Source organism: Christiangramia sp. LLG6405-1, from assembly GCF_045055805.1.
In the GTDB taxonomy this organism is placed as follows: Bacteria; Bacteroidota; Bacteroidia; order Flavobacteriales; family Flavobacteriaceae; genus Christiangramia.
Map to the genome: position 1 here is coordinate 1303615 of NZ_CP159330.1, position 12678 is coordinate 1316292.

General features: G+C 39.1%; 11 protein-coding genes. 4 read left to right on the plus strand and 7 right to left on the minus strand.

From position 1 onward, the window contains the following. Positions 1–95: 95 nt before the first annotated feature. Positions 96–2249 carry a carboxy terminal-processing peptidase gene (locus tag ABVM50_RS06005; RefSeq protein WP_405200400.1) on the plus strand — a complete coding sequence of 718 codons (2154 nt, stop codon included), beginning with the start codon at positions 96–98 and terminating at the stop codon, positions 2247–2249. 136 nt (positions 2250–2385) lie between these two features. Here ABVM50_RS06005 and rodA read toward each other — a convergent pair whose 3' ends face one another. From rodA to purH, 6 genes are read right to left on the minus strand one after another with little or no spacing between them, the layout of a single operon-like run. Beyond that, positions 2386–3636 carry a rod shape-determining protein RodA gene (rodA, locus tag ABVM50_RS06010; RefSeq protein ID WP_405200402.1) on the minus strand — a complete coding sequence of 417 codons (1251 nt, stop codon included), beginning with the start codon at positions 3634–3636 and terminating at the stop codon, positions 2386–2388. Further along, the gene (gene mrdA, locus ABVM50_RS06015) at positions 3637–5505 is read right to left on the minus strand and encodes a penicillin-binding protein 2 (RefSeq protein WP_405200404.1); all 1869 of its coding nucleotides are present in this window, start codon (positions 5503–5505) and stop codon (positions 3637–3639) included. After that, complete coding sequence (locus tag ABVM50_RS06020; protein ID WP_298246673.1) at positions 5502–6008, minus strand: rod shape-determining protein MreD; 507 nt, start codon at positions 6006–6008, stop codon at positions 5502–5504. The genes mrdA and ABVM50_RS06020 overlap by 4 nt, the downstream gene beginning before the upstream one ends. Continuing rightward, positions 5998–6822 carry a rod shape-determining protein MreC gene (mreC, locus tag ABVM50_RS06025; RefSeq protein ID WP_405200406.1) on the minus strand — a complete coding sequence of 275 codons (825 nt, stop codon included), beginning with the start codon at positions 6820–6822 and terminating at the stop codon, positions 5998–6000. Before mreC ends, ABVM50_RS06020 begins: the two co-directional genes overlap by 11 nt. A 14-nt stretch (positions 6823–6836) precedes the next feature. Then, positions 6837–7865, minus strand: a complete 1029-nt coding sequence (locus ABVM50_RS06030; RefSeq protein WP_011710806.1) for a rod shape-determining protein — start codon at positions 7863–7865, stop codon at positions 6837–6839. Between the two features lie 41 nt (positions 7866–7906). Then, positions 7907–9439, minus strand: a complete 1533-nt coding sequence (gene purH, locus ABVM50_RS06035) for a bifunctional phosphoribosylaminoimidazolecarboxamide formyltransferase/IMP cyclohydrolase (RefSeq protein ID WP_405200409.1) — start codon at positions 9437–9439, stop codon at positions 7907–7909. A 146-nt stretch (positions 9440–9585) separates the two neighbouring features. Between purH and ABVM50_RS06040 the strand changes: the two genes are divergently transcribed. Further along, a complete protein-coding gene (locus ABVM50_RS06040; protein ID WP_141876755.1) occupies positions 9586–10842 on the plus strand; it encodes an ABC transporter permease in 1257 nt (418 codons plus the stop codon). A 298-nt stretch (positions 10843–11140) separates the two neighbouring features. Here ABVM50_RS06040 and ABVM50_RS06045 read toward each other — a convergent pair whose 3' ends face one another. Next, entirely contained in the window at positions 11141–11596 is a 456-nt protein-coding gene (locus ABVM50_RS06045; protein ID WP_405200411.1) for a GAF domain-containing protein, read from the minus strand. Positions 11597–11685: 89 nt separating this feature from the next. On the opposite strand from ABVM50_RS06045, the gene xrtF reads away from it, so the two are divergent. Together xrtF and ABVM50_RS06055 are read left to right on the plus strand one after the other, a co-directional pair. Then, positions 11686–12234, plus strand: a complete 549-nt coding sequence (xrtF, locus tag ABVM50_RS06050) for an exosortase family protein XrtF (RefSeq protein WP_405200412.1) — start codon at positions 11686–11688, stop codon at positions 12232–12234. Continuing rightward, on the plus strand, positions 12231–12677 hold the full coding sequence (locus ABVM50_RS06055) for an exosortase F system-associated membrane protein (protein ID WP_405200413.1): 447 nt from the start codon (positions 12231–12233) through the stop codon (positions 12675–12677). The genes xrtF and ABVM50_RS06055 overlap by 4 nt, the downstream gene beginning before the upstream one ends. The last annotated feature ends 1 nt before the right edge of the window (position 12678 follow it).

The window sequence follows — 12678 nt, forward strand, 5'->3', positions numbered from 1 at the left end:
TAGTGGTTTGACAAATTAGTCGGTTTCTAAGTGTCTGTTGGCATAGTTTTTACTGTACTAGATGTAACCACGCGATGACGAAATTAAAAAGAATTATGAAAAGGAATTTTAAATTACTGGCGGTCATGGTCTTCATGGCAGCTGCGTCCTGTAGTTTTACAACTAAGACTTTTGACGATCCAGATAAAGATAAATTATTGATAGACCTTATCACTTATGTTCTTAACCAGGGACACTATGATGCCAAGGAGATAAATGATGAGTTTTCGGCAAATGTATACGAGGATTACCTTGAAGGAATGGATCCTTCAAAAAGATTTTTCTACAAAGAGGATATTGAAGACTTCAGTTCTTTTAAAGATCAGATCGACGATCAAATAAAGGGCAAAAATATTGAGTTTTTTAATCTTACCTACGGAAGGCTTCAGCAGAGAATGGAAGAAGCGAGATCTATTTACAAGGATATACTTGCCGAGCCATTTGACTTTTCTGAAAATGAAAAGATCGATACAGATTATGATAACCTGAAGTATGTTTCTTCAAAAGCTGAATTAACCAAAAGATGGAAAGAGCAGCTGAAGTTTAATACGCTGATCACTTATCATGATCTAAAGGAGGATGAAGTTACCAAGAAGGAAGCAGATGAATCATATGAGGTAAAAGATGATGCTGAGTTGGAAAAGGAAGCTAGAGAATCTACGCTTTCTAATATGGAACGATATTATGATTTTACTGATGATCTTGAAAGAGAAGATTATTTTTCAGTATATATCAACGCCATCGTGGAAGAATTTGACCCACATACCTTCTATTTCGCACCACAGGAAAAGGACAGGTTCGATATAGCTATGTCTGGTAAACTGGAAGGAATTGGAGCAAGATTGGTAAAAGACAGCGATAATATTACTATTACTGAAGTGATTTCTGGAGGTCCGGCCTGGAGAAGTGACGAGATTACTGAAGGTGATGTGATCCTGAAAGTAAAGCAGGAAGATGAGAAAGATGCTGTGAGTATCGTGGGAATGAGACTGGATGATGCAGTAGATCTTATTAAAGGCCCTAAAGACACGAAAGTAACGCTTACAGTGCGTAAAAAAGTGATGGGAAATATCGAAGATGTAGTTTTGGTTAGAGATGTGATCGAGATCGAAGAAACTTACGCTAAAACTTCTATGGTAAAGAAAGACGGGAAGAACTTCGGAATCATTAACCTGCCGAAATTCTATTTCGATATGGAAGATTACAATAGCAGGAATGCAGCTTCAGATATCAAAGAAGATATTATCAGACTGAAACAGGAGGGAATGGAAGGTCTCGTTCTTGACCTTAGAAATAATGGTGGTGGTTCATTAAAAACCGTAGTGGATATCGCCGGGATGTTTATTGAGGAAGGTCCAATTGTTCAGGTGAAATCTAACGGTCAAAGAAAAGAAGTGCTTAAGGATGAAGATCCTCAGGTTTTATGGGATGGTCCATTAGTAATCTTGGTAAACGAACTTTCAGCTTCAGCTTCAGAAATTCTGGCAGCTGCAATGCAGGATTATAAGAGAGCCATTATTATTGGAAGTAAGCAAACCTATGGTAAAGGAACAGTGCAAAACGTGATCGACCTGAACAGATGGCTAAGAAATAATGAAATGGGTGATATGGGAGCTTTAAAGATCACTACCCAGAAGTTCTACCGTGTTAATGGTGGTTCTACCCAATTGGAAGGTGTGAAGAGTGATGTGGTGGTTCCAGATCGATACAGCTTTGTAGATATTGGTGAAAAAGATCAGGAAAACCCTTTACCCTGGGATAAGATCGATGCGGCAGATTATGATATCTGGGATGGTTATGTTGGTTACGATGAAGCAATCGCGGCCAGTAAGGAACGAATGAGTTCTAATACTCAGTTGAAGATGATCGAGGACAATGCCAAATGGGTAAAGACTCAGAGTGATGAAAGCAGTTATCCTTTAAATTATTCTGAATATGCTGCGCAAGCTGCGGAAGATAAAGAGATGGCGAAGCAGTTTGAATCTATCAGAGATTATAAAACGAATCTGACTTACAACTCATTACCTTTTGAAGAGCAGTTATTCGCTACAGATACAATCCTGAAGGAAAAGAGACTAAGATGGCATGAAAGCCTTAGTAAGGACGTTTATATCGAGGAAGCTGTGAATGTACTTTCAGATATGAAAATGAATAACATTACCAGAAATAAAATGGCAGGTGTTGATAAAACTAAGAAAGTGAAAAGCTAATACAGAAAAATAAATATGACCCGGGAGAAATTCCGGGTTTTTTTATGCGCAATACTGAAATTATGAAACGTAAATATATCTACCCATTTATCATCCTTCTAATAGCAGCGATCCTGCTTATGACAGAGCAGTGCTCTTAATAAGATAGCCTGTCACTATCGAGTTTGATGAATATAAAGAGCAGGATAGTGAATCCCCAGAGACCTGAGCCACCATAACTAAAGAAGGGTAGTGGGATACCAACTGTTGGAAAAATACCTATCACCATCCCAATATTTACCAGGAAGTGAATGAATAGAATACCAATGACCGAGTAACCGTAAATTCGGTAGAATTGATCTCTTTGTCTTTCGGCTAAAACTATAAGTCTTAACAATAAGCCCACAAACAGGAATACAACCATTGCGCTACCTAAGAAGCCCCATTCTTCTCCAACTGTACTGAAAATATAATCTGTATGTTGCTCTGGTACAAAATGGCCTTTTGTTTGAGTTCCTTCGGTCCAGCCTTTGCCAAACCATCCTCCACTACCAATCGCGATCTCACTCTGGTTGGTGTTGTAACCAATTCCCCTTGAGTCGACTTCTTTTCCAAGAACAATATTGAAACGATCCCGGTGACGCTGTTCAAAAACATTCTCGAAAATATAATTTACTGAAAAGCTCAACGCAATCGATATGATCGCAAATACGCTGATAAGGACTTTGCCCGGGCCCTTTCGAGACTTCAGAAAGAACATCACTAAGGCAATCACGGCTACTACTACACTTACCCAAATGGGACCTATAATTAGCGTTAAAATGAATACTGCGACCGCGGAGAGTCCGGTTATAAGATAAAAGCCAGAAAGACCTTCACGATACAATGGGAAAAAGAAAGCAGCATAAACCAGGGCACTTCCTGGATCTGGCTGAGGTACGATTAGAATCGCAGGAATTGCGATAATGATAAAAGCCTTGACCTGGTGATCCAGTCTTTTGATGTTGGTTTGAATATCACTAAGATATTTTGCCAGCGCAAGGGCAGTGGCAAACTTGGCAAATTCAGATGGTTGCAGTCCAAAGCTTCCAAAGGAATACCAGGAGGTTGCTCCTGAAATTGTTTTTCCGAAGACAAAGAGCCCGGCTAGTGATAGAAGCGATACTAAATATATAATACTCGAAAAGCGCTGGTAAAATTTCGCTTCTATAGACAAAATGATAATAACAAGAAAAATGCTAAGCCCTACGAACAGAGCCTGTTTTCCATAAGGCTGTTCAAGGTCAAAAAAAGAACCGCTGGTAGATCCCAATGAAGCAGAGTAGATATTGGCCCATCCAAAAAGTATAAGTGCTAAATAGATTAAGATACTTATCCAGTCAAAACTGGCTCCATTGCTTCTCGCCATTTATCTGTTAATTATGAAGGGTTCGCCGCTTAATGGCTTGGCATATTCGTCTTCCAGGCTATGTGACAGGATCCAGTCTTCCATATCTGTTCTGGTAATAGTTCCTTTCAGATATTTTTCGATCATTAAACTGGCAATTCTTCCGGCATAACGACCACCCCAGTATCCATTCTCCACGAACACTGCAATTGCGATCTTAGGATTATCTACAGGAGCAAAGGCTACAAAGATCGAGTGATCTGTAAGCTGAACCCTTTTTCCATCGATCTTGGTAAAGTTTTCTGCAGTACCCGTTTTACCTGCTATTTCTATTCCCGGAATTCTTAAAGCAGAAGCCGTTCCGGTTTTATAAACCTCGTGCATTCCTTCCACTACAGGTTCAAAATGTCTTTTCTCAATAGTGGTTACATTCTTCGTGGTGTACTTCTCTTCTTTAATTGGTTGCCCGTTTACTTCTTTCAGAATATGCGGAGTGTAGTACCAGCCTTTATTTCCAATAGTAGCCGCCATGTTCGCCAATTGAATTGGTGTCATTAGAACCTCTCCCTGTCCAATCGCGTTGGAAAGCGTTGCTGTAGCATACCATTTGTAAGTTGGATAATCGTAGATCTTATTATAATACTCAGAATCAGGGATTTTACCTGATCTTCCTGTACTTAGGTCAGATCCCAGATAATCTCCCAGTCCAAAACTTTTTAAATGCGCATTCCAGGCATCCATTCCTTCCTGCGGAGTGGGATATTTCTCAATAATGCGACGATATACATTTGCAAAATATGCATTGCAGGATTGGGCAATTCCCGGGATCATGCTTAACGGACTTCTATGCGCGTGACAACCAAGTTTCCTTCCTCGGCCATATGGATATCCATGATTACAGGAAAAAGAATCATCTGTATCCACCACATTTTCCTGAAGTCCGATCAAGGCATTCAAGGTTTTAAAAGGAGATCCGGGAGGATATTCAGCTAAAAGCCCACGGTCATAAAGTGGTTTAGCATCTTCATCCAGGTATAATTTAGTGAAATTTGGAGAGCGTTTTCTTCCTACCAGATCTGCAGGATCATAAGTTGGTGCAGTGATCAGGGTTAGGATTTCTCCGGTATTAGGTTCAAGCGCAACAATACCACCGCGCTTGTTTTCCATCAATTTTGTGCCGTAATCCTGCAATACAGCGTCGATGGTCAAAGTGATATCCTTACCTTTTTCGGGTAAAGAATCAAAAACACCTTCTTTATAGGGTCCAATATCTCTATTAAATCTATCCTTCTGAATATATTTTACACCTTTCTCACCTCTTAAAAGTTCTTCGTAATAACTTTCCACACCGGCCCGGCCAATAAGGTCACCAGAAATATAATATGGATTATCATTAACGATCTTCTGGTTTACTTCAGCAATATAACCAAGTACATTTGCACTGTGATTTACCTGGTAATCTCTTAAAGATCTCTTCTGAATATAAAATCCCTGGTAGTTTCTCATTTTCTCCTGAAGTATCGCGTATTCACTTTTGGTAAGTTGCGGTATTACTACTGAAGGTAACATGGGAGAATAGATCTTTGCCTTATCCAGTTTCTTTTCCAGGTCTTCCCGGGAAAGATTCAGAATATTGCAAAATTCGGTTGTGTCAAAAGGTTTGAGGTTTCTTGGAATAACCATGACATCATAAGACGGTTGGTTACTTACCATAAGTTCCCCATTACGATCATAAATATATCCACGTTGCGGGTAATCGTAAATAACTTTTATAGCGTTATCCTGTGAGCGTATAGCAAGGGAAGTATCGATTACCTGTAGATAGAACAATCTCCCCAGGAATATAAGACCTGTGGTAAGGATCGTGATATACAGCAATAATTTTCTCATCGATGTTTTCTACTGAAAAGTGTTAATGACAGCAATATTAGAATTACTGAAAAGATACTTGAAAAAAGAGTTTTCTTGAGTATTAGAAGTATATGATTTACACTAAACATTTCCAAGGAAAAAAATACGAAATGGTGGATTAGAACGATCAGGGAAACATAACTGAATTTTGCTCCAAAAGGCGTAAAGGCCAGCCTGATATTCTGATGATCGTAACTAATTCCGAAGGAGAACCGTAGCAGGTTAGGTCGGGCAAAAGCAGCGACCAGACATGCAGCCGCATTGATCCCGCCGCTGTCCTCAAAAATATCAATGCTTAATCCCAGCAAAAAGGATAAAAGGAGGAACAGACTTTGGTTTCCGGCAAAGGGATAAAGTAGAATGAACAACACGTATAGATACGGATTGATATATCCCAGAAAATTGATGTTATTCAGAATTAGAACCTGTAAAAATATCAGGATCACGAAGCGTGCAATATTTGATAGTAGTTTACTGTTCATCTGGCTCCTGCAATTCCTTGATTTCGTCTTTATTGATGTTCTCTATTACATAAACATAACCAATATTGGTCATGTCGTTAAATAGCTTGATGTTGATCGTGTAATAACTTTGGGTTTGATCCAATGTAAAATCTTCGATACTACCAATTGGTAATCCTTCAGGAAAAATTAGCGACCGGCCACCCGTAATGATCGTATCTCCTTTTTGAACCGGAGCCTGTCTGGGAACATCGATCAACTGTACGATATTTGGATCTTCACCATTCCACACGAGACTACCAAAATGATTGGTACTGCTTAATTGTGCATTGATCCTGGATCTGCTGTTTAGAATTGAAATAACCCGGGAATACTTATTATTAACTCTATCTACGATGCCAACAATTCCCTGGCTGGTGATTACTCCAAACTCTTTTTGAATTCCTGAATTTTCACCCCGGTTAAGAGTTAAGTAATTATCAACTTTAGCAAAGTTATTATTGATAACGCGAGACGGTCTGAAAATGTAATCTCCTTCAAATGATGTACTGTCCAGCTGTTTTGAAATTGAAATACTATCATTCATATTAGAAATGATATTTCGAAGCTGATTGTTTTCAGTGATCAGTCGTTCATTGTACTCTTCCAGGTTCAAGTAGGTGTTGATGCCATTGGACCATGAGTATACACCACCGGTCACCCAGTTTGCAGAACTTATAAACCTGCTCTTATGGAAGGAGTGATTTTGAACTGTGAGAAAAATAGAGACAGCAAACAGGAACAGGAATAGAATTGAATTCTTATTCCTAATAAGAAAATTGAAAATCTGCTGCATAAATTAAGCTTCTCCTACTTGATCAAAATTCCTTTGTATCGGTTCAGTGTTTTAAGGCAAATTCCGGTTCCACGAACAACGGCTCTTAACGGATCTTCAGCTATATAAACCGGAAGATCTGTTTTTTGAGAAAGACGTTTGTCCAGTCCTCTAAGCATAGAACCACCACCGGCGAGATAAATACCTGTATTATAAATATCGGCAGCCAGTTCTGGTGGTGTTTGGGAAAGAGTTTCCATTACGGCATCCTCGATCCTAAGAATAGATTTGTCCAGCGCTTTGGCAATTTCACGATAAGAAATGTTCACCTGCTTAGGTTTTCCGGTAAGCAAGTCACGTCCCTGTACGCTCATTTCGTCTGGCGGGACTTCAAGATCTTCAGTCGCAGCACCAATCTGGATTTTAATTTTTTCCGCAGTACGCTCACCAACATAAAGGTTATGCTGCGTACGCATGTAATATACGATGTCATTGGTAAATACATCTCCTGCGATCTTCACAGATTTATCACATACGATCCCTCCAAGAGCAATTACAGCAATTTCAGTAGTACCACCTCCTATATCAACGATCATGTTTCCTTTTGGTTGCATGATATCTACTCCAATACCAATGGCCGCAGCCATTGGTTCATGGATCAAGTATACTTCTTTTCCATTCACCCGCTCTGCACTTTCCTTTACAGCTCGCATTTCAACCTCTGTAATTCCAGATGGAATACAGATTACCATTCGAAGTGCAGGAGTAAAAAGTTTCTTTTTAAGCGCCGGAATCTCCTTGATGAACATCGTGAGCATTTTCTCACTGGCATCAAAGTCGGCAATCACCCCATCTTTTAACGGCCTGATGGTTTTGATATTCTCATGAGTTTTTCCCTGCATCATCGCAGCTTCTTTACCTACTGCGGTAATTTTACCAGAAGTTCTGTCCCTGGCAACTATCGAAGGGCTATCCACAACTACCTTGTCATTATGTATGATCAAAGTGTTGGCGGTTCCTAAATCGATTGCAATTTCTTCAATGAGAAAGTCAAAAAATCCCATAGTGTTTATTAGGTGTTGAGGTTTGGGTAAATGTAATGAATTTAATGTTTAAAATGGCGTGTCCCGGTCATCACCATTGCGATATTATTTTCGTTGCAATAGTTGATGCTCAGTTCATCCTTGATGCTTCCCCCTGGCTGGATAACCGCCGTAATTCCGGCATTTCCCGCAATTTCCACGCAATCTGGAAAAGGGAAGAATGCATCACTGGCCATCACAGCACCATTCAGGTCAAAATCAAATGATTTCGCTTTGGCGATACTATGTGTAAGAGCATCTACTCTGGACGTTTGCCCGGTACCACTTGCACATAATTGTTTGTTTTTCGCCAGAACTATTGTATTTGACTTTGTATGCTTGCAGATCTTGGAAGCAAATATCATGTCAGATAACTCAGAATCTGTTGCTTTATTGCTGGTTGCCAGCTTAAGATCTTCAGCAGCATCGGTTTTTAGATCTTTATCCTGAACAAGAACACCGTTAAGACATGTTCTTACCTGATTCTTCGGAAGTTCAACTTCTTTTTGAATAAGCAGAATTCTGTTCTTTTTGCCTTTTAAAATTTCTTCAGCTTCCGAAGAGAATGAAGGGGCGATGACCACTTCACAGAATAGTTTGTGGATTTCTTCAGCAGTATCGGCGTCTATTTCCACATTGCTAATTAGAATTCCTCCAAAAGCTGAAACAGGATCACCAGCAAGGGCATCTACATAAGCCTGATGGATCGAGTTTCTTTGCGCAAGACCACAGGCATTGTTATGTTTTAAAATTGCGAATGTTGGAGCTTCACCTTTGAACTCGTTCATGAGGTTCACGGCAGCATCTACATCCAGCAGGTTGTTATAACTCAATTCTTTCCCATGTAGCTGATCGAAGATTGCATCGAAATCGCCGAAAAATGTTCCTTTTTGATGAGGATTTTCTCCGTATCGAAGCTCTTTACCTTTCAGTTCGCTTTGTTTGAAAGAATTGATATCACCATCAGCATTGAAATAATTAAAAATTGCTGAATCGTAGTGAGAGGAAATATTAAATGCTTTGGCAGCGAATTTTTTACGATCAGAAATTTCGGTATTACCAGATTTTTCATTCAGTAATTCTAAAAATTCAGCATAATCATCTACGGAAGAAACGCAGGTTACATCCTTAAAATTCTTAGCCGCAGCTCTAATCAAGGAAATACCACCAATATCTATCTTTTCTATAATATCCTGTTCCGCAGCGCCTGAAGCAACTGTTTTCTCAAAAGGATACAGGTCCACAATCACAATGTCTATCTGCGGGATTTCATATTGTTCCAGTTCTTTCACATCACCTTCATGATCCTGGCGATTAAGAATTCCGCCAAATACTTTTGGATGAAGAGTTTTTACCCGACCACCCAATATAGAAGGGTAGGAGGTAACATCCTCTACAGGAACCACCTCTATTCCAAGATCCTTGATAAATTTCTCGGTTCCACCAGTGGAATATATGGTAATGCCCAGCTCATCCAGCTTTCTCACGATAGGCTCAAGACCATCTTTACTGAAGACTGAAATTAAAGCAGACTTTGCTTGTTTTAATTTGCTCATTGTGTTGTGTTTGTTAAAGCTGCAAAAGTAACCAATAAAGCGAAAAATTTAAAAGTGCAACTAATGAATTATCGATAAATTTTGTAACGAAAATTTGGATCCTGCGTCCTATCTTAAATTCATGAGTTAATAGCAGATTTTAAATTATGCTGATCTATTTACGGGTACTTAAAGAGAGTTTCAATTTTGCGATTAGCGCTCTTACAAATAATAAGCTTAGAACCTTTCTTTCTCTACTTGGGGTGACCATTGGTATCTTCTCCATAATCGCTGTGCTTGCAGCGGTAGATTCATTAAAAAAGGATATTACCGGAAGTTTGAGTTCACTGGACAATAGTACGGTGATCGTGATGAGGTTCAAATTTGGACCTAGCGATATACCTAGATGGAAGAGTCAGCAGTTTCCAGATGTAACTTATGAGGAATACCAGAATCTAAAAAAGAGCTTACCAGATCTTGATAATATTAGTTTTGCTCTGGGAATTCCCGGAGGAGCTGCGATCAAATATCAGGATGTTACCAGTAGTGGTGTGGATATAGGAGCAGTTACTCATGAATACTATGATATTGAAGCACTGGAACTCGCAGAAGGACGGTTTTTTAACGAATCTGAATCTGTAAGCGGATCTGGGGTTGTTGTTCTGGGTCATGAAGTAGCGCAAACGCTGTTTGGTGGTTCGAATGGAATTGGTGAAGAAATACGAATTTTTGGACGTCGAGCAACAGTCATTGGAGTGCTTAAAAAACAGGGGCAATCCTTGTTTACTGGTTCCAGGGATGGTCAGGCTTTTGTGCCTGCGAACTTTGCCCGACTGGTTTACGGAACTACGAAGGGAACGGTATTTCCACAATTAGTGATGAAGCCTGAAAGTGGAGCAGATAGCGATGAATTTATTGCTTTACTGGAACAAAACCTTCGGAATATGCGCGGAATCAAGCCTGGAGAGATCAACAACTTCTTCGTTAATGAGCTTAAGGGTCTTACAGAATTTGTAGACAATATTACAGGTCAGCTGAACATTATTGGTTTAGTGATAAGCGGATTTTCTCTGCTGGTTGGAGGTTTCGGAATTGCGAATATTATGTTCGTTAGTGTCAAGGAAAGAACCAACCTCATAGGTATCCAGAAATCTTTGGGGGCTAAAAATAAATTTATTCTTTCTCAATTCTTATTTGAAGCTGTCATACTCTCCGTGATTGGAGGATTGGTAGGATTGTTCTTTGTCTGGCTGGTTTCTATTGTGGCCTCACAGTTTACCGGTGACTTTGAATTCGTCCTTTCTCCGTATAATATGTTTATAGGAACACTGGTTTCGGCAATTATAGGATTAGTGTCTGGAATTATTCCAGCGATGTCGGCTTCAAAACTTGATCCTGTAGAGGCGATTCGCACCGGGATGTAAATATTATCTTAACGAAAAGCGATTTTGAGAGCTTATTTCACATAAATTATTCTAAAATAAATTAAAGTTCGTTAAAGGTCTGACAGCGAAGGCATAGCTTATGTAATTTTAAAACAAAAAGCTATGGAAATGGGAAATGAGATCGAAAAGAACTACCTGCTATCTATATTACAATTAGTAGGATTTTTTGCATTTCTTTTCTTTATAATCGCACTTCAAATGTAATTTTGAATACGATATAAGAACAAAAAAACTCCTGAGAAATCAGGAGTTTTTTTGTTTGAAATTTGATAGTAATCTATAAGATCTCTGCTACTTTCTCGTTCACCCAAACCAGGAATTCTTCATCTTCCGCAGTAAAAGGATCGGCTGTGTGGCTATCAATATCGATCTGCCCAACGTTTTCACCATTTACAAATAACGGAATTACGATTTCTGCTTTTACATTAATGCTGCAGGCAATATAATTATCCTGTGCTTTTACATCTGGTACTACAAAATTCTGATTGCTTACTGCTACCTGTCCGCAAATCCCCTTCCCAAATGGAATGATCTCATGATCTGTTGGCTCTCCGGCAAAAGCCTTTAATTTTAGTTCTTCTTTATTTCCATTCTTGAAGTAGAATCCAACCCAGTTATAATAACTTATATTTTGCTCTAATAGTTCGCAAACCTGGGTCATTCGTTGTTTGACATCTATATTCGAGTCCTGTAGAATCTGTTCTACTTGTGGTTTTAATTCCTGAAAATTCATATTAACAATATTTGGTGCAAAAGTATTCAATTTGCTGTGTAAAGCATGGAGTCTAAATCTATAAATTTGTTAAAAACCAAGTCGCTACTTTGCTGAAACTCATCAAGAAATACAGAACGGTATTGCGTTTTATTTTTGTATTCCTGGGAAGCTATTTTCTTTTTTCCAGCGCTTACAATGCATTTCTATTGTTCTATGAGCAAACTCAGCCCGTACCCGATGCGCTCACAAGACTGGTGGCCTACCAGAGTGGAGATGTAATGCATGCTCTTGGTTACGACAACGTAGAGGTGGTGATGCATTATACAGGACTATCCATGAAATTAATGGTGGAAGGTTATTTTCTAGCCGGGATTGTGGAAGGTTGCAATTCAGCAAGCATCATTATACTATTCACCTCATTTATTCTGGCATTCTTTGGGAAAACCTCCACGACTCTAATCTATATTTTTGCAGGTGTCGCTCTTATCTATGCTACGAATATTTTACGAATCGTGATCCTCTCTGTGAGTATTCTTGAATACCCGCAATATTCTGGTTTTATGCACACTGTATTTTTTCCACTGGCGATCTACGGAATGGTTTTCCTCCTCTGGCTGGTATGGATCCGAATCTTCACTAAATACAAAAAAGCATGAAGAAAAGATATAAGATAATTCTTATCGGCTTCATGGTTTTGCTACTTGCAGCGATACGTTTTTTTGAAGATAGTCTATTCTATGATCCATTAATAGCGTTTTTCAGGTCAGATTATCTATTGGGTATTATCCCTCCGATGAATATGGCAGAACTCATGATTCACCTCAGTATACGCTATGCGCTTAATAGCGCGATCTCACTGGGAATTATATATATCGCTTTTCAGAACAAGAGCATGCTCAAATTCTCGGTTATCCTTTACGCCTTGCTTTATCTGGGAGCTGTAAGCGCTTTTATATTTCTGGTCCTAAATATTGAAAGAGAACATTACCTCGCCTTATTCTACGTAAGAAGATTTCTTATTCATCCATTATTCCTGCTCATCCTGCTTCCCGCATTCTATTATTACCGAATTAGCAAAAGAACCTCGCCTACAAAGTGAA

Excerpts from the sequence above, each read along its gene's own strand:
- ABVM50_RS06020 (WP_298246673.1), bottom strand. The coding sequence starts at position 6,008 with ATGAACAGTAAACTACTATCAAATATTGCACGCTTCGTGATCCTGATA.
- ABVM50_RS06055 (WP_405200413.1), top strand. The coding sequence starts at position 12,231 with ATGAAGAAAAGATATAAGATAATTCTTATCGGCTTCATGGTTTTGCTA.
- ABVM50_RS06040 (WP_141876755.1), top strand. The coding sequence starts at position 9,586 with ATGCTGATCTATTTACGGGTACTTAAAGAGAGTTTCAATTTTGCGATT.
- rodA (WP_405200402.1), bottom strand. The coding sequence starts at position 3,636 with ATGGCGAGAAGCAATGGAGCCAGTTTTGACTGGATAAGTATCTTAATC.
- purH (WP_405200409.1), bottom strand. The coding sequence starts at position 9,439 with ATGAGCAAATTAAAACAAGCAAAGTCTGCTTTAATTTCAGTCTTCAGT.
- mreC (WP_405200406.1), bottom strand. The coding sequence starts at position 6,822 with ATGCAGCAGATTTTCAATTTTCTTATTAGGAATAAGAATTCAATTCTA.
- mrdA (WP_405200404.1), bottom strand. The coding sequence starts at position 5,505 with ATGAGAAAATTATTGCTGTATATCACGATCCTTACCACAGGTCTTATA.
- ABVM50_RS06045 (WP_405200411.1), bottom strand. The coding sequence starts at position 11,596 with ATGAATTTTCAGGAATTAAAACCACAAGTAGAACAGATTCTACAGGAC.
- ABVM50_RS06005 (WP_405200400.1), top strand. The coding sequence starts at position 96 with ATGAAAAGGAATTTTAAATTACTGGCGGTCATGGTCTTCATGGCAGCT.
- ABVM50_RS06030 (WP_011710806.1), bottom strand. The coding sequence starts at position 7,865 with ATGGGATTTTTTGACTTTCTCATTGAAGAAATTGCAATCGATTTAGGA.